This window comes from Enterococcus sp. AZ095a (assembly GCF_050546735.1).
GTDB lineage: Bacteria > Bacillota > Bacilli > Lactobacillales > Enterococcaceae > Enterococcus_D > Enterococcus_D entomosocium.
Genome location: NZ_CP172953.1, coordinates 1,050,754 through 1,067,312, shown reverse-complemented (window position 1 = coordinate 1,067,312; position 16,559 = coordinate 1,050,754). Strand labels below are relative to the sequence as shown.

The window sequence follows — 16,559 nt, the reverse complement described above, 5'->3', positions numbered from 1 at the left end:
TTCCTCCTATGCGATTGGTTGTGCTTGAAACACTTCATCAGCAGCTGCAAATGAAGGCAATGCAGTTGCAACAGCTTTCGTCCAAGTTCCGACAGGATCACGCGTTTCATCGTAAACAGATGCCAATACATTGCTGACAAGCGTAGTATCAACCGCTGGATCCCGAGTCAAACGAGTTTCTTCTGCAGTAGGACCATATAGCGTTTCACCCAACAAATCATCATTGAACATTGCGAATTTGTTTTCAGGGAAATATTTCTTTGTTGTATACGTTCCGTCAGCTTGCTGTACTTTATATTTCTCGTCATAAGTACGGATTACTGGATAGCTATGAGTTTCCATGAATGCATCTAAGTCAGCTTGTGAAACTACACGCCCAGAATCTTTACCGAAGATTGCAGCAATGATTTTAGGATGCGTAGCAAGCGCACGATAGATTTTCCGAGAAGTGAGCGCACGAGTTGGCTTAGTATCCAATGCATCAATCCAACGTTCGATATCAGCCAATGGATCAGAATTTTCGTTCGTCCAAACGTTCGTACCAGTCAAGGCTTCTTTGTGTTCAGTAGGAACATGGTAATCAAGTGTGAAGTTCAATCCATTTTCTTTAACCGTAACTTGACCAGAGGCTAATACTTCCATACGCATAGCTTCCACACGAGCGCGTACACCAGCTACTAATTGATCGATGTCATTGTAAACTTGGCCAACTAGATACGCTTGTTCTGCAGGCGTGCGTGGATTTTCCAAAGCAATAATATCGGTTTCTTTCAATTGGATTTTTCGTTTGATCAAACTTAGTTCTAATTCTTGCTTGTTAGCAATTCGACTGCCGATTTCCGCTTCTGTATCAAAGTCGTGGATAGATGCTGCAATAGGAATACGGCTACCGCCGCTTAATTGATCCAATTTCAAAGACGGTTGTTTGCGCTCTGGGAAGAGTGTTTCACCTAGTAAAGGTTTATATTCGCGATCACGAACATAGCTTAAAACTTCGTTTTGTGTAAATAATTCCATAATTGTTGGCATGTTTATTTCCTCCTGCTTCCTTTTATTCTCCGCTGTCAGCGGCTACTTTTGGTTTTTTATCAGCATCTAAGAAGGTGATATTCTTCAGTGCAGTGATCGCAGCATTCGTTGGTGCTTCTGGCAAACGATCAGCCAATACATAACCACCTACAAGGATTGCTGCTGGTTGTGAGCCTGTATCAGCATCTACTGTTACTGAATTAAATACAATACCTAAAGCTGTACCGTCATTGGCTGGATAGATTTCACCAGCTTCGAAAGATTTGTCAGCTTGGTAGGTAAAGTTTTGGAATTTTGCGCTAGCTAAGAAGTTTAAGTGCTTAGCTGTTTTGATTGGTTTTACGTACATTTGTGTTTCCTCCTATTTTTTATTTCCAAAAGTCGTCATTGGTTGCTTTTTTCCGACTATTTGCATTCTTTGCATATTGGCTACCGATTGACTCTTTGTCATTACCACCGCTATTACCTGCTGGATTATCAGCTGATCCCGCAAGACGGATGTTCACTGCTTGTTCAACTGCATCACGAAAAGCTTTAGATACATTGCCATACGCTTCCTCTAGATTCTTTTCATCACCACCAAACAAAGGTGTTAATACAGTTGAGAGAGTGTCTGGGAGCTTATCAGCAGAAAGCCGTTTGATTACACCTGCTTCATCCTTGTCACGTTTCAAAGCCACACGATCAGCTTCTAACTGTTCACGCTCTTGTTGCAGCTCATATTGCGCTTTTTCTTCGGCAGACATTTGACCTTTTTTCTCGGCATCTTGAATACGTTTTTCAGCATCCGTCTGCCATTTAGCCTGTGCCGTTTCAATGGCTTTAGAAATCCGTTTGTCTACAACAGAATCGAATTCAGATTGACTGGAAAAAGAAATTGGTTTGCTTTCTCCATCATCTGACCCACCATCTGCACCGTCACCTTCGCCGCCTTCAGCAAAGAACTGCAGTTTCATTTTCATCAACCGATTGCCGTATTTGTGCCCTACAAATTGGTCCATTAACAATTTATTCTCTTTCATAACTTTCTCCTTTACCCATGCACACTCAAAACAGGCATAACAAAAAAGCACCCCATCCACGCTTTCGCCCAGACACAGTGCTTTACCTTTGATATTCTATTTTGAACCCACACACGTTATTAGATTTTACTTAGCTTTTATTGCCATCAAAGTTTGGGCATAAAAATAGCACCTAATCTAATAAAAGATTGGGTACTATTACTTCTCAAGTATTGACTCTATTTCGTGTTCAAAGAAAGCAACAGATCGATCTTTTAGCTTTCCAGATTGCGGCCTAATAACCAAATATTCTCCTTCATCGTCATTATCTTCACTAGTAGTATAGTCAATTATTCTACCTGACAATATAACACCATCCAAAAACGTTACTCGGACTTCTTTACCTAGATAGCTTTCTAAATCCATCTTAACTCTCTCCTTTCCATGGTACTAAATGGGTTCTATTTGCTGAATGATGAATCTTAAACCCCTTTACCTCTAAACCTGATCGATAATCAAAGCCTAAAAATGTATCAGTCATAATTTTTTCTTTGTTCATTCGACCGTTTTTACTAGTTTCGACAACCCCAGTACCAGCATACTTATCAAATAGCCCTTGAACATCGACATCATCATTAAAATAACTTTTTCCTGCTTTAGCAGTGCTTTTCATATGAGGCGCTTGTTTTTCAGCGTTTATAACAGATCCGTATCTTGCATCTTTCAGGCGCGATTTAACAAAGTAATGATCTTTCAATTCTTCCCATTCGTTACCCTTATTATACTTGATATTCTGGTACTTATCCAATGTCGAAGGTGTATTCTTATCACCTAATACATTTTTTAAGTTTCTGTATTCAGCATTATCTTTTGCAGCATTTTTTATTTTCTTTTGCTGTAATGCAATTTCTTCGTCAGAATACTTTTCTTTCAGCTTGTTCATCCAATCATTATAGGTTGTTTCTCCTTTTATCGGAATGACTTTGCCGCTAATAGGATCCAAAGCGTTTCTGGGCAATTTCAGCGTGCGTTTGCTATACATTACTGCAATCGTTCGACACCAAGGATGGAACGGCGGATATGTACCACTAGCTCCATTTACAACAGCTTCTGAGACTAAATAAAACTTATGGTCTTTGCCTCGACAAATCTCAGATGTCCGCAAATCCAACACAGCCACTAGCATGTACTCTTTTACGCCGTTATCTTGCCACGCTTTGAGTTTTGCTTGGTTAGCCATGTAATTAGCTTCCGTGCGTATCAACCGCCTAGCAACACCAATTGAGCGGTCAAATTCACTAGCTATTGCCTTAGCCATCTCAAACTCAGACATGCCAGTCATTGATTCGACAGTGAACAACTCTTCTAATCTTGCCGCTAAAGCTTCAGTGTCGCCCCACAGCCTTTTAGAATAATTTGATTCATGCCAATGGCTATCGAGGATGTTCTTTGTATACCTGGTAGATAATTCTTTGAACTGATAATCCTTTTTGTTCCATACCTCAATGACAACGCCATTTTTGGCATTCTCTTGGGCTTTACGAATAACTGATTCCGCGGTAGCCTCACGATATGACTCATGAATAGCATCTACATAGAATTCTGTCTGCTTTTCTAACTGAACATCTGCAACTTGCTTAGAAACTAAAAAAGACTTGGCTTTCAAATCTTCTGCACGAGTGATACGCTCTTTAAATGCTAATGTTTGCAAACGATTCTTCGCTGAAGCTTGTAACTCTGGGTCTTTAATCTGCTTTGACAGCTTTCTTAATTCTGCTAACTCTTCAACTGATGTTGTTTGATTCAGTATCTGTTTAGCCTCTTCCTCAGATAGTCCAGATCGTTGTTGAGAGCGAGCAAATAACTTCCTTACCTTTTGGGTCAAGTATTTCTGTGCTTGCCTGTAAGCTTTCGACACAGCTTCCTCAACCTTTATTGCACCGTCATTTATCTTTTGCTCAGCATCAATGTTTCGACGTTCCCAATAGGATAGCTTACGTTTCTTTTGAGCCATTTAATCAGCTCCTAGTCTTCTTCAGTCTCTTCGTTCGGCTCATCATCCAAATCCGAATGACTATCTTCAGCTTGCACACCTAATACTTTGGCTTGCAACTTCATATTTTCCTCTTTTTGCTGATTCAACATTTCAACCACTTCATGTGGATTATCGATATCATCCAACCAACCTAAGCTAATTAATAACGGTATAAACTCTTGCGATTCCTTGATCTGATTTATGATATCCGATCGGTTAATTGGCAAGTTAGGTTTGAACTTGATCGTTGTTCCTTCGACATCGACGTTATGGCCTTTTACATTTAAAATGTTTTGCAACAATTCCAAACGCTGCATGATTCCATCTTCCAAGTATCCAATTTTGATTGACAACACCAGCAACAACCCGAACAACTTGTATTTCATCGCTTCACCTGACTGGGTTCCAGCGAAGTTCTCGTCGTTCAGGTTAGGCACATAAGTAGTCTTGTGAAAATCGTCTAACAAAGAATCAGCAAGTGTCTGTACTTGAGTCTCATCGAATGTATTCGTAGCATACTGGAAATCTCCACCATCTGATTTGGCTGGCGCTTCTATGGCCATTGTTCCATTTATCTCATCCGGCTTTTCGTCAGGCAACCCAAATCCGAACATAATCATGATCGCTTTAACAAAGTTCTTCTTATCTTTGATACGATCCGTTTGTAAGACGTTGTAACCATCTATTTGAGATAGTTGTTGCTCATAGTCACCTTGCTTTTCTTCATTGTTTCTAAACTCAACTACAGGTACATCCTTGTAGTAATGCGGTTTAACTTTAGGATTCGGCGATTTATTGATTAAGCTTGTTGGATCTAGTCGCTTCGTTTTAGATAGATAAGTGATCACCCACTTTGGAGTGTAAACTGTTATCTCCCAGAATGTTCTTCTTTTCAAGTCACGCTTCTTGACCATACGAACAGCAAATAATTTTGTTCGATCAATAGTATCATCAACAACTAGAAACATCCCTCTAGGGTCAATCCAAGCAATTTTAGGCACTGTTTCCGGGACATCGTTTCCTTCGGTACCGGGCTTAATAGCAAGGTAATGTAACTCAAGCCCCATGCCCATTGTTGATAAACCTTTTTCCAATTCTTTATCGTGCTTCTTAATTTTCATTTTTTCTAACGCATCTGTAACAGGCGCAATGTCTTTATCTTTTGCAGCTGCGTAAGAAACAGGAGCGCCTACCGTGAATCCAACCATCATGTCCGTTACATATTTAGCGTTGTTGACAAAGATTTCATCCATTTCGTGTGGCGTTCGAATATTTGCTTGACCAATTTTATGCGGTCTACCTTCATAGTAATCAAACAACATATCTAGCCGTGGTATTTCTTTCTTATGCTCATCCATGCAGAAATTGATTACTTCCATACTAGGGTTATTAATATCACCAGCTAATTCACGATCAATAGCGATTGCCATTATTTCACCTTCTTTATTCCATCCATGTAGGACGATTAGTAATTTTAACTTTGTTGCTCTTAAAGATAATCGTGTAAACGAAATATCTAACGGCATCCATTGCATGGTCGTTTTGCTTAATAGGCTTATCCTCTCCACGATCCATTGCTTTAGAATCCCATATATAAGAACTAAATTCCTTTAGGGTATTCACACAAGAGGAATTAAACGCTATTTTTTCTTCGTTAAGGAGAGTACCCACAAAACGAATGCCATCTAGAACATCATTTTTTGCTTTTCTGATTTTGAAGTTACGTTTCTTTAACTCTGCAATAAAAGAAGCAGCAGATGGATCCACAATCACTTCTTTAATACGTATACCTTCTGTAAACTTCTGTAGTTCATCTGCAAATTCACTGTCTGTCTTTTGCTTTTTGTTATCACGCCCAGAATAATAGAATTCTTTTACGCAATACCAAATGCCATCTTTACTTTTTTGCCACAACAAAAATACGGTAGCGTTCTGCGTACCGTAGTCAATGCTTATATAATTATCACCGAAAATGAAATCAACTAATGTATTGTAGACATGTTTTGATTGATCAAACATATCGTAAATGATACCTTCAGCAACTGTCCACAAACCAAGAATATATCGTTTGTAGAAGACTCCTGAATACATGCTGCGATATCTCTTCTTGATAGATTCATCTAAACTAAGATTGTCATCCATCGTAAAGTGAAGATACACCAGATTTTTTTCTTTGATCTTGTCAATCCAATTCAGTTTGAACCAATGGTATGGACCATCTGGGTTGCAGTTAAACCAAAACTTGGAACCTTTCTCGGAACAACGCCCAGTCGCTTGGTTTACAAATGATTCTGGCATAAGTGCTACCTCATCAAAGAACATGCCAGCTAATGTAATACCCTGAATCAAGTCTTGGGATCGTTCATCTTTACCACCAAAAACATAAAAGTAATTGGTATTGCCTCTTTTAGTAACTTCCAACATATTGTCAGCACGATGATCTTTGTATCGATATCCTCGTGATAGAAGCATAAGTTTAAGCCAAAACAGTACGTTCCGCCGAAACGAGCCGATTGTTTTGCCTGCCATCCCAAGATTCTTGCTGTCAAATGTTGACATAGCCCAAATAACATAAGATAAGCACATAGAAATAGTTTTGCCACTACGAATAGCGCCATCGGCTATGATTCCGTCTTTATCCTTAACGGCAGACTTCTTTGTCCACCAAGTAAGAATCATCTTCTGCTTTTTGCTGAAAGGTTTGAACTTAAATACTACCTGTTTTATTCTTCTGGCCATAGTTTTTCACCCTCAGATTCTAATGCTTCCAAGAACCCATCATCTTCCGTATCAAACTCTTCGTCACCATTATTATTTTTGGCACGCAGATTGTCGATTTGTGAACTCATAAGTTCCAATTTAAGTCTTCTCTCGTCTCGATCATCGGAGATAGCTATGAATTGTTTAATCAAATTAGACAACGTTCCCATAGCTCTTGATTGAGCATTTAAGAAACTAGCTTGTTTATCCCATGCATATTGAAATTGGCGTGTAACCTTTGTTTGGACTGATTTGCCTGTTTTTTGGTCAACAAACATCGGATTTACTTCCGCACTGACAACATCCTCTGTATGATCAAATTCACTTTGAACGTTCATGATTTTCTGCGATTGTATAATTGCGGTGTATTGGATCATAATATTGTTCCAAAGGATATCACTAGGTTCAGAAGTATAAAGTTCTTGAATGATTTGGCGTGTAGCATCAGGAAGCCAGTTGGCAAACAGCCCATGACTTACAGCATTCTTATTATCAGTCGGAGGCTTACCACCAGGATTACCTTTGGCATTTTGATTGCCGCGCATTGAATCGTAACGCTCTTTTTCATTCGGAGCGCTCCGTTTCGCTTCGCCGTCCCATTTATCTTCAGATTTCCATTTACGGACAGTAGAAGCAGATACACCTAATTCTTCGGCAATATCTTTGAGAGGCTTCTGTTTATTTGATTCTATCCAAATACGATATCCTTCATCTCGCATTGGATTTCTCTGTCTAGCCATCCATTCTCCACCACCTCGCGATCTGTGTTTGTTTTGTAATTCTATACAAAAAAAAGACCTCAAGTGAGATCTTTAGACAATTACTTATTTAAAAAGATTAGTATTCTTAAAATTTTCAATTTTAAATGACTTTTGATTCAAGCTACTCTCAATTACAGATAATTTATCGTACACAAGTTTTAAACGTGGGATATTACCTTCGTCTGATAAATTGATATCCGAATTATTAACTAGTTTTTCTATTTTGGAAACGAAATAGTTTAAATTACCTATATCCCTTCTCAAATAAGGCGTGTAAACATCTATAACAACCATTAAATCAGCTATGGGATACGGACTTCTATTCAAATTTAAAAAAATTAAATCTAACGAAAGATGCTCGTAATCTAAAAATCCATTAGCCGATTGAGTTGCTGTTTCAATACTATTTATCAAAGGCTTCCTTATATCGTCTTTTAATGTATGTAAATCAGATAAATTAAGTATTTTCTCAATATCAGCAATTGTCTCCGCCCTTGTTTCTTCTTTGATTTGTTGAATTTGTTTATTACTTAATCTCCATTGTAATATTCCAGCAAATGTAAGTACAATCGCTAAAATAGCAAGAAATATTGCAAAAAAGTTATTTTGTTGGGACATCATCTGCTTAACAGATTCTACGTATTGTTCACTATTCACTTATGAATCACTCCTTTTCTATATGATATCAAGAAATCGAGTAATACCCAATAAAAATAAACAGCCCTAAAGGACTGCCTAGTAGGAAGTAGCAAATATCATGTGAGTAATCTAACCGACAACTCCCAAATCCACTGGTGAGGACTTGAACCTCACTTACGAGTCGTACACATTATATGCATAGCCTCTGCATTTCCCCGGTCTGCCACAGTGACATAATAAAAAAGACGGCTAGCGAATGAAGATAAGGAGTGTGTTCAACTCCATTCATAATAGATTTTTTTGCCGTCTTAGTTAAACACAGGGCGCTGGGAATAATTTTCAGAAAGGAGGTCTGCCAACGCATCTTAAAGGAGTGCGCCCTGTTATTTACAATAATTGACAATACTATCTTACTATGGATTATTGGCATTAAACCGCCATTATACCGCCAAAAAACCGCCATTTTTCAACGATAAGCGACAAGCTTGCCACGACGATAACTTTCAGCAAATTCAACCAATGCATCTGACTTCATTCGCTCAATTTGCCGAACTGAATAGCCCATCTCATCTGCGATCCTTAGATTAGAATACTGCTCTTGTAAGCAGAAGCTATAATGAAGTATCTGTCTGCTTGTTAGCTTCAAAGCCATAAGCGCCACGATTATTGCATCTCTTTCTGTTTCTGCATCCAATCTTTGAATGTAAGCATCCTCGGACTTATTTCCATTGCTAGGTGTTCTAGGCATATCAGTAATAATTGGTGAGCGGACATCGATCTTTGAACGACCTGCAATCCGCTCCAACCGACGATAGTTCTTCAAAACATATCGTGCATTCTTTCTCGTTTGAGAGAAATCAACTTCTCTTAGTAATAGCATCATTGCTCAATCGCCCCTTTGTCTGGTATAATGAAGTCACCTTGGCGGGGACAAAATCATTATTTTTGGGGCATTGGGCGATTGCTTAATGCTTTTTATTTTGCTTTACTTTCGATCTTTTTTAACTGCTCTGTGACGATTACTTCGACGATCAACACCATCTTGTTTCATAAAATAGCTTCCTCCATAATCTTGCTCCTTTTTGTCAGTAGCCTTGCCTATCACAACACATAAAAACATAATCACGACAAAAGCCGTTGTACCTAGTATTGCAAATGTCATCTTCATCCCCCTGCTTCCATCGCATCCCTGACTAGCGAATCATTGATAATAATCTTGTACTTCATCTGCTCATGCTGCAGTTGTTCTTGTAACTGCTCAATTTGTTCCTGTTGGTCCACTATCGTATAGGATAGCCAACTTGTAGCGATTATTGCCGATAGTATTATTACAATAAAAGATTTATTCTTCATCCGAAGCATTTCATCCTTCCTTACTAATAGTGTTTTCACACATTGATTTGATACAATATAACTGTCAGGCGGAAAACTGACAGTTCACTGTTTGAGATGGTAAGTAATTTGCCATCTCTTTTTTGTACATAGCAGTTTCCTTGACGGATACTCAATATTTACTTTAGAATATTTGTAATGCCTTTATATTCTTTTAACTAACCCTTTCAAGTTTTTAGGCATTGCCAGCAACTTTATAGTTGTTGGTTTTTTTATTTGCTCAAAAAGACTGATTAAAGTAATATTTAAAAAAAGGCAACTCCTAACTAAATGCAATTGAGGCCCGATTCATTTTAAATTTAGCCTTTCCAGTACCCGAATGCTCCAAGGTACTGGTTTTTTTTCGCATATATATAATTTTTTTACTTACACACTTTGTTCTGTTATCCTTTACTTCGAAGGTGCTTTTATGGATAACTTTAAGAGAATTGATATATGTGATTTATTTGATTCAAATAGCGCAGATATAAACGACTTATTGCTTCGAGGTATCTATGATAGAGAAATGTATATTGTATGGTATGAAATAATTTTTCCCTACCAAAATATAAAGATAAGTGATATTTTTGAAAATGATTATAAAATCCATTTCTAGTATCAAATGAGATTATTGAAATTATATTCATTCATCTAATCATTTTCTCTTACTTATTTGATATAGAACTACGGGAGGTAAACTAATGAAATTTCATAATTATAATGATGCAGATAAAACTTATCTTGGTTTAGCTGTAGCTTTTTTTGTACTAGGAATAGGGTCAAAGTTCTTTTGGATTCCAGCTGTTTTATTTTTCTTAGTTGCTTTCCTTAAAAATTAGATATTTAGGTATTTTTTTAGTTATCGCTGACGATTGCTGACTTATTTTTTTTACAATCTAAAGATTTTTTATTATCAAAAAATCAAATACCGATATTTTCAATTCATTTACATTAATTCTATTAATTAGTATATAATTTAACTGAAAGGTGGTTTATCTATGAAAAAAATTTGTTTTGTCTTAGTGCTCAATAATGTAATGTCGTATACGCCATTATCTCCGGGACTTCTTTTAAAAAAAGATACAAGTCTTAAAGATTATTTCTCTCAGTTTTACGATGTTTCAGTAAATTATCTTAGGGACAAAGATAATGTTGACTACTTGGTCCTTCCTGAGCCATTCGTTCCTTTTGATAATGAAAACAACCTTCCTATCATAAAAGTTCCTTCTAAATTCTTTCTGACTAAAGATTTTGAAAAAATTAAAGAGTACATTGATGACTACTTTAAAGAAAACGATGATAAGTAACGCTATCCTCGATCGTCTATAGCCCTTACTGGTTGATATCATTCTCAATCAGTTTTTTATTTCGTCGGATAGCTGACTATATTAGTGCTTCAAACAGACTTTCAAAGATATCAACAGGTATGCTGTTCCCAGCCTGTTTATACATAGGCATTCGAAACCTACCATTTCTTTTAACTGTTGAGGCGGCTGCAAAGTAATCCTCATCTGAATAGCCTTGTAGCCTCCAGCACTCTAGTTCAGTAAGATATCTAAAGCGATCGTTTCCACAATCAATTACCTGCGCTGGTGTGCGATCCTGTCGAGTTGTGATTGTGTATGCATATTCTTGGATCACTGTTGCACGTTTGATTCCTGTTTTTCCGATCACAGATAAGACACTAGGTTGCGTTACGTTGTAGATTGGATCGACCTGGTCGTTATTAAGCAAAAACTCTGTGATATCTTTCATAGGCTTACGATTCAAAATTTGAAAGTTAAAAGGTTCTTGATTAAGAACTGAAATCGTAAATACTCGTTGCCTTGCTTGAGGTAGACCGAAATCCCTTGCGTCTAACAAATCAAATGAATTCGAATACCCTAGTTTTTCCATTTCATCGAGATACCGATTGAAATTCTTTCGCATGTGTTTGTATGTCACGGCTTTTACATTTTCCCAAATCACAATTTTTGGCTTCCATATGCCCATATCACGTATGATTTTGATTGTTTCCCACATTAAGCTAGACCTAGTTTCAGATCCTTCGTCAGCACCTTGTTGCTTTCCAGCGATAGATACGTCTTGACATGGCGACCCATGAATCAAAATGTCCGGTTTTAGATTCCAGTTGATAACTGACTGAGTTTTGAAGGGTAATTCATCTGCAAAGATAGCGTTGTAACTATCAACGGCTTTCTGATCAATCTCCACATAATCAATTGACTTAGTCGGTATCCCTAAATTTCTCAATGCAATTCGAGGGCTGCCAATGCCTCCGAAAAGTTCTAAAATTTGAAGCACTAGCTTCACTCCTTAGTTGGTTATTTTGGTGGATTACTGACTTAATCATCATTCATATTTGCAAGCACGCTACCAAATATATACTCGACATTTTCCGCATCCAGCTCTTCTGGAATCTTGAAACTTACTTCTTCTACACAATATTCCCCGATCTCAACATCAATCACTATTTGTTTTATCTTTTTATCAGTCATGATCAACCGTCCTTTCCTAGTCGTTAATTTCTGCCGTTACTAAATTTTCATATATACAAACATTTATAGTATTTATTTATTTTGTTTGTTTATTATGGTATTTTATTTAAAAGGAGTGATTCTATGGCGAACAATATTGAATTTGAAGTTGAAAAAGTTTATAAAGGCAGAACCAACGAAATCTTTGTTATTACTGATCCCGAGACACAGGTACAATATATTCAAACAATTGTTATCAGTTCTGACGGAAAAGGCGTCGCAATTACACCAAGACTAGAGCCAGATGGAAGTATTCATTATAAGGATTAATTAGATCAACTTGTGTTGGTCTTTTTTCTTTCCAAGTTGGTAATTTCTTCCACTTACTGACTAACAGCCGCTAATATACTTCCTAAGACTATGCAGTCCTTTGCCACGTCTTTTCGTTTTACGATCTATCCAAGTACCAGTTGTTCCCCAATAATCAATCATGCCTTTTGGCGTATTGATCGCAAATTGATGGTTATTTGGATAATGCTTAAATTCAAAACCCAAAGCCTTAATATTTTTTGTCGCTGAATCGCCCATGCGCTTAACATGCTGCGTTCTACGCTCTTTCAGGTAAGGCTTCACATCATTCCAGTATTCAGCCATTTCTCCCATGAGATACCTTCTCTCTTCCTAAAGTGGATTAATTTCAATTTCTGTTCGAGGATTGAAGCTGTATACTTTACGGAAAATGCTAACTGCTATCTGCCCGTCGTCCTTGTATAAAATGCCATTTATCGCATCTGTCACTGCTTTGAAATAATTATCAATGTCTGGCTTTTTATCGCAGTACATGGTCTCATCCTCAAGCAAAGTCCTGTTTTTCTTTACTTTTGAGATATAAGCTGGTGGATACACGAAGAAGCAGACATCAACCACTACTGGTCCTTTTTCAATTAACAGCGGCCTTGTTGACATAGCATGATACTTAACTGCATTTTTATAGGCTTTCATCGCTGATTCCTCATAAGGAGTCTTACGATGCTTGGTGAACCTAGGTCTTGATTGAGGCTTTGGTGTGATCGGTATGACGATTTTCAAGCCATCTGCTCCTTTCACTGCTTCGTTTTGTTTAGATAAGCTGCTAGTTTTGCATCAAGCTCTGCTTGGCGCTCAGGTGATAACTGTTCTTCCCCCTGTTCGTTTACAGCCCAATCAGGTAGTTTTTCCTCACGCAGTGGCTTTTGATTATAGCCTTGTTTCCTAGCGCCTCTAGTTCGTTGATAATCCCTTGCTTGATCGATCGTTTTAACGTTAGCATCTGCCCATTCCTGTAAAGAAGCTGTTAAAAAGCTAATCGCTCGATTCTTAGGGACATCTTTACTACCAGCAAGTTTAATAGCAGCCTCTACAAGTTCATCGCCATAGATATCCACCAGATTAAGCAGATCATCGACCTGTACAACATTTGGAAAGAGCCATAATTTTTGGAAAGTTTCAAGGGACGCACTCTCGCCCGCAGTAGCATCTTCTTTTATTTCCTTTTCTTTACTTTCCTTTACTTTACTTTGTTGATTATTCCCCTGATTAACTGAGTTATTCCGCCCATTAATCGAGATATTCGACCGATTAACTTCATTTGTCAGCAAATACTTAAATTCAAGATCAACTTTTTTACGTTCCTTAGTGGCTAGAATGTATCTGTTTTGAATTCCTTTAGAAGTTAATACGGAGTATTTATCAAAAATATCTTTATCAAAGAATTTTACTTGCACGGCTTTTCTAACCAGTTCTTCAACTGTGCCCTCCTTCGTACCAACTTCGTCAGCCACTAAGAACGCAAGGTCGTCATCCCACAAAACGTAATACCCCTCATCTCGATAAATATTAGCCAGCAGGGCGACCAGTATATGAACGGCTTCTTTACCGCATGCTTTAATAATTCTTCTAACTTTTAAATTTGATAAAAAATCGACATCCAGAGGAAAATAATCAAGACCTTTCTTCGTTGGTCTTGCCACGCCTATTCCTCCTAATCAGAGGGAGTTTAACTCCCTCATTATTTTTCTATCGGTGGATTTGATGTATCGAACAATGTTTCAATGTTTTCAGATTCTTCAACTCGTTCAGCTTCTTTTAGATCTTGATTCAATGGCTCCATATCTGATAAATCAGTTTCTTCAATCAAATCGTTGTTTTCGTCTACTCGAAAGACTTTCTCATCCGAAGTAATTGCTGATTGCATTTCAACAGATAAAAGGCCCCATTTGGATAACATATTCCTAAGAACTGTTTTAATGGCCATTGAGTCGTAATTATCGATCCAAGCGCCACTTAATTTTTCTTTGTCATATCCCTTAGCATTCTTGATTCGATGACTTTCGATTTCTTGTTTGGTCCAGTAAACTTTTTTCTTAAAGCCGTTCAATAGTTCGAAGAATCCGACATAACCAATCACTTCATCTGATACTTTAGCTTTGTAGTCAAACGTAAATTCTTCGGTCAATGGATTCCAATCGATCAATTGCCCATCGTAGATTGCCAGAGCATTTAAAGCTTTATATTGGCCACTTCGTTGAGCAAGTTGAATATAACCCTTGTAACCTAGAATGAATTGAGCTTCGTTATGCTTGACCCATTTGTTCCCAACCTTTTCTGATCGATTAAAGGGAACTACATAAGCATAACCAAGGTTCTTATCAATCGGCAGATCCATTGTCGCTGCTTTTAAAGCTGATGCAATGATCGTCATTGGCTCGGCTTGAGATAAGTAATTATCACCACCAACTAGAGTCATAAGGGATCCCATAAAGGAATCCGACTTCTCGTGAAGAATATCTGTAAATTTCTTTTTCATTGCTGGTGTGTTCATTAAAGCCTTGAATCCTAATTTAGATGGATCAACAACCTGTGTACTCTTTTCAGCTAATTGGTTCTTCAATGCATCATTTGTGGCCATATTATTTAATCTCCTTTTCTGTGAGTCTTCGTGATTCAGTAACGTTGTAGATTTCCTCGTCTTTAGCTACTTCTGGATATTTTTCAGCAAGTTTCTTGCTGTTCATCCTTCTAGTGGATACTAACTTCCAAGAAACGATGTTGTTTTGAGCGATACCGATACTCGCATTTCTCTTGCCAAGTTCGCTTATGATTTCGTTATCCACTTGGCGAATTGCTGTTTCAATCTCCTTTTTTGCTTTCTTAAGTTCCCTTTTTTGCTCAACTAAATCATCAAATGAAGATGGCAATGTGGTTTCTGTTTCATCAAGTTCCGAATACCGATCTTTTAAAAAGTCTGAAGTTGCTTCGCTACCATCTATTGTTGGTTCTTTGCCCTCAATAACATTTTGCTCCCAGAAATCAACTAATCTTTCAGTAATCATGTCAATCAGTTCCTGATCACGATTAACTCGTTTCCAAATGAACTTTTGTCCACCGACCAAAACGGCAATGTAACAATATTTTTTATTTAAAACGTTCATGTAATGCTGAACCTGACACAAATAACTCAGAGGAACTTCTTCGCCTTCCCATTCCTTGCCTAAGTAAGCATTTGCTGTCTTACATTCCAAAATAGCATTTTCACCAACAACGTCTCTATCGATGTTCGCTCGCAAGAATGGATGCAACGGATGCTCGAATACCTGATTTCGTCGGTGAACTTTTTTGCCTGTTCGTTCTTGAAATTCTTTAGCAACAACTTCCTCTAGTACATTTCCCCAATACGCTGGTTCACTCTCAGTGTGTTCTAAATCGATTTGACCAGTCTTTTCTAGCCATAATTGATAAGGTGACTTCCATTTGTTTAAACCAAGGATTGTGGCGACATCTGAGCCACCTATACCCTTTCGACGATCTAATAACCACTCGTCATGAGTCATTTCCAGAGTTGATTTACTCATCATCTGTCATCTCCTCAATTGAAATTGGTTGACCCCATCCGGGAGTTGTCAAATACTCGTCTAACGCTTGTTCAAAAGAATTCATTGTCATTTCTCCTTTTCTGTTTTAAAATGGAGACAAAGATATTTATCCAAATATTTGATGGACTTGCTATTGCTTTGGTCGGCTAGCAAGTCTTTTTTCTTTGTCTTGGTAATCTTTAGCAGCTAAATCATAAACAACATTAGCGAAGCCCCATAAGAAAACTAAAACAAATCCTGCTGCAATGTGGATTGCTGTGAAAGCTACTACAAAAAACAAAAGTACAGTTACGGTCAAAGTGTCTTTAATTGAACGTTTCATAATTACGCCTCCTTATAGTTAAAAGTTCTATTACGTTCTTCCCATTCCTTAACCTTTTGCAGATCGTATTGAAGAATACCGCTAAGTTTTGAAAAAGGAATCGGATCAACATCCCGATGTGTTAATTTAGATAACGTTGGTCTTGAAATACCAAGATAATCAGCAATTACTTTTGCTTTCTTCCACTCAACCTCTAACACTTCATTTTTCCTCTCAAGTGGTACAACATTCTTCATTTGAGATATTTTCATAG

At 37.6% G+C, this 16,559-nt stretch carries 24 protein-coding genes and 1 pseudogene; 3 read left to right on the top strand and 22 right to left on the bottom strand.

Annotated features, from left to right (window positions below):
* Nucleotides 1-6 precede the first annotated feature (6 nt).
* The 13 genes and pseudogenes from IGJ26_RS04900 to IGJ26_RS04840 all read right to left on the bottom strand — a co-directional run bounded on the left by IGJ26_RS04900 (nucleotide 7) and on the right by IGJ26_RS04840 (nucleotide 9,578).
* Nucleotides 7-1,029: a major capsid protein gene (locus IGJ26_RS04900; protein ID WP_429968661.1), complete on the bottom strand. Its 1,023-nt coding sequence runs from the start codon at nucleotides 1,027-1,029 to the stop codon at nucleotides 7-9.
* A gap of 22 nt (nucleotides 1,030-1,051) precedes the next feature.
* Entirely contained in the window at nucleotides 1,052-1,378 is a 327-nt protein-coding gene (locus IGJ26_RS04895; protein WP_008377728.1) for a hypothetical protein, read from the bottom strand.
* 19 nt (nucleotides 1,379-1,397) lie between these two features.
* Nucleotides 1,398-2,051: a DUF4355 domain-containing protein gene (locus IGJ26_RS04890; protein WP_430599918.1), complete on the bottom strand. Its 654-nt coding sequence runs from the start codon at nucleotides 2,049-2,051 to the stop codon at nucleotides 1,398-1,400.
* A 198-nt stretch (nucleotides 2,052-2,249) separates the two neighbouring features.
* Nucleotides 2,250-2,456, bottom strand: coding sequence for a hypothetical protein (locus IGJ26_RS04885; protein WP_008377723.1), 207 nt, complete (start codon nucleotides 2,454-2,456; stop codon nucleotides 2,250-2,252).
* Nucleotide 2,457: 1 nt separating this feature from the next.
* Nucleotides 2,458-2,787, bottom strand: coding sequence for a polymorphic toxin type 50 domain-containing protein (locus IGJ26_RS04880; protein WP_430600006.1), 330 nt, complete (start codon nucleotides 2,785-2,787; stop codon nucleotides 2,458-2,460).
* 150 nt (nucleotides 2,788-2,937) lie between these two features.
* Nucleotides 2,938-4,044 (bottom strand): annotated as a pseudogene (locus IGJ26_RS04875) (minor capsid protein); the annotation flags it as partial.
* A gap of 11 nt (nucleotides 4,045-4,055) precedes the next feature.
* A complete protein-coding gene (locus tag IGJ26_RS04870; protein ID WP_430599917.1) occupies nucleotides 4,056-5,495 on the bottom strand; it encodes a phage portal protein in 1,440 nt (479 codons plus the stop codon).
* 13 nt (nucleotides 5,496-5,508) lie between these two features.
* The gene (locus IGJ26_RS04865; protein ID WP_430599916.1) at nucleotides 5,509-6,804 is read right to left on the bottom strand and encodes a PBSX family phage terminase large subunit; all 1,296 of its coding nucleotides are present in this window, start codon (nucleotides 6,802-6,804) and stop codon (nucleotides 5,509-5,511) included.
* Nucleotides 6,789-7,565 (bottom strand): phage terminase small subunit, encoded by a 777-nt coding sequence (terS, locus tag IGJ26_RS04860; RefSeq protein ID WP_430599915.1) that lies wholly within the window; start codon nucleotides 7,563-7,565, stop codon nucleotides 6,789-6,791. Before terS ends, IGJ26_RS04865 begins: the two co-directional genes overlap by 16 nt.
* Nucleotides 7,566-7,649: 84 nt before the next feature.
* Entirely contained in the window at nucleotides 7,650-8,243 is a 594-nt protein-coding gene (locus IGJ26_RS04855) for a hypothetical protein (protein ID WP_413139584.1), read from the bottom strand.
* 448 nt (nucleotides 8,244-8,691) lie between these two features.
* Nucleotides 8,692-9,108, bottom strand: coding sequence for an ArpU family phage packaging/lysis transcriptional regulator (locus IGJ26_RS04850; RefSeq protein ID WP_429972157.1), 417 nt, complete (start codon nucleotides 9,106-9,108; stop codon nucleotides 8,692-8,694).
* A gap of 102 nt (nucleotides 9,109-9,210) precedes the next feature.
* Nucleotides 9,211-9,387, bottom strand: coding sequence for a hypothetical protein (locus IGJ26_RS04845; RefSeq protein ID WP_430599914.1), 177 nt, complete (start codon nucleotides 9,385-9,387; stop codon nucleotides 9,211-9,213).
* A 2-nt stretch (nucleotides 9,388-9,389) separates the two neighbouring features.
* Nucleotides 9,390-9,578: a hypothetical protein gene (locus IGJ26_RS04840; RefSeq protein ID WP_430600005.1), complete on the bottom strand. Its 189-nt coding sequence runs from the start codon at nucleotides 9,576-9,578 to the stop codon at nucleotides 9,390-9,392.
* A gap of 719 nt (nucleotides 9,579-10,297) precedes the next feature.
* On the opposite strand from IGJ26_RS04840, the gene IGJ26_RS04835 reads away from it, so the two are divergent.
* Nucleotides 10,298-10,435, top strand: a complete 138-nt coding sequence (locus IGJ26_RS04835) for a hypothetical protein (protein ID WP_244733440.1) — start codon at nucleotides 10,298-10,300, stop codon at nucleotides 10,433-10,435.
* A 159-nt stretch (nucleotides 10,436-10,594) separates the two neighbouring features.
* Complete coding sequence (locus IGJ26_RS04830; RefSeq protein ID WP_225001203.1) at nucleotides 10,595-10,903, top strand: hypothetical protein; 309 nt, start codon at nucleotides 10,595-10,597, stop codon at nucleotides 10,901-10,903.
* A gap of 76 nt (nucleotides 10,904-10,979) precedes the next feature.
* Here IGJ26_RS04830 and dcm read toward each other — a convergent pair whose 3' ends face one another.
* Together dcm and IGJ26_RS04820 are read right to left on the bottom strand one after the other, a co-directional pair.
* The gene (gene dcm, locus IGJ26_RS04825) at nucleotides 10,980-11,900 is read right to left on the bottom strand and encodes a DNA (cytosine-5-)-methyltransferase (RefSeq protein WP_430599913.1); all 921 of its coding nucleotides are present in this window, start codon (nucleotides 11,898-11,900) and stop codon (nucleotides 10,980-10,982) included.
* 41 nt (nucleotides 11,901-11,941) lie between these two features.
* Nucleotides 11,942-12,094 (bottom strand): hypothetical protein, encoded by a 153-nt coding sequence (locus IGJ26_RS04820; RefSeq protein ID WP_347482662.1) that lies wholly within the window; start codon nucleotides 12,092-12,094, stop codon nucleotides 11,942-11,944.
* A 123-nt stretch (nucleotides 12,095-12,217) separates the two neighbouring features.
* Here IGJ26_RS04820 and IGJ26_RS04815 point away from each other — a divergent pair, with 123 nt between their 5' ends.
* Entirely contained in the window at nucleotides 12,218-12,403 is a 186-nt protein-coding gene (locus IGJ26_RS04815) for a DUF6440 family protein (protein WP_430599912.1), read from the top strand.
* A gap of 60 nt (nucleotides 12,404-12,463) precedes the next feature.
* Here IGJ26_RS04815 and IGJ26_RS04810 read toward each other — a convergent pair whose 3' ends face one another.
* From IGJ26_RS04810 to IGJ26_RS04780, 7 genes are all read right to left on the bottom strand, one after another.
* Complete coding sequence (locus IGJ26_RS04810; RefSeq protein WP_430599911.1) at nucleotides 12,464-12,736, bottom strand: hypothetical protein; 273 nt, start codon at nucleotides 12,734-12,736, stop codon at nucleotides 12,464-12,466.
* Between the two features lie 18 nt (nucleotides 12,737-12,754).
* Nucleotides 12,755-13,162: a RusA family crossover junction endodeoxyribonuclease gene (locus IGJ26_RS04805; protein ID WP_430599910.1), complete on the bottom strand. Its 408-nt coding sequence runs from the start codon at nucleotides 13,160-13,162 to the stop codon at nucleotides 12,755-12,757.
* 14 nt (nucleotides 13,163-13,176) lie between these two features.
* Nucleotides 13,177-14,082 carry a Lin1244/Lin1753 domain-containing protein gene (locus tag IGJ26_RS04800; protein ID WP_430599909.1) on the bottom strand — a complete coding sequence of 302 codons (906 nt, stop codon included), beginning with the start codon at nucleotides 14,080-14,082 and terminating at the stop codon, nucleotides 13,177-13,179.
* 38 nt (nucleotides 14,083-14,120) lie between these two features.
* Complete coding sequence (locus IGJ26_RS04795; protein ID WP_430599908.1) at nucleotides 14,121-15,020, bottom strand: recombinase RecT; 900 nt, start codon at nucleotides 15,018-15,020, stop codon at nucleotides 14,121-14,123.
* 1 nt (nucleotide 15,021) lies between these two features.
* Nucleotides 15,022-15,963 carry a YqaJ viral recombinase family protein gene (locus IGJ26_RS04790; protein ID WP_430599907.1) on the bottom strand — a complete coding sequence of 314 codons (942 nt, stop codon included), beginning with the start codon at nucleotides 15,961-15,963 and terminating at the stop codon, nucleotides 15,022-15,024.
* A gap of 151 nt (nucleotides 15,964-16,114) precedes the next feature.
* Nucleotides 16,115-16,306: a hypothetical protein gene (locus IGJ26_RS04785; RefSeq protein ID WP_008377683.1), complete on the bottom strand. Its 192-nt coding sequence runs from the start codon at nucleotides 16,304-16,306 to the stop codon at nucleotides 16,115-16,117.
* A gap of 2 nt (nucleotides 16,307-16,308) precedes the next feature.
* Entirely contained in the window at nucleotides 16,309-16,557 is a 249-nt protein-coding gene (locus IGJ26_RS04780; RefSeq protein ID WP_430599906.1) for a helix-turn-helix domain-containing protein, read from the bottom strand.
* Between the last annotated feature and the right edge of the window lie 2 nt (nucleotides 16,558-16,559).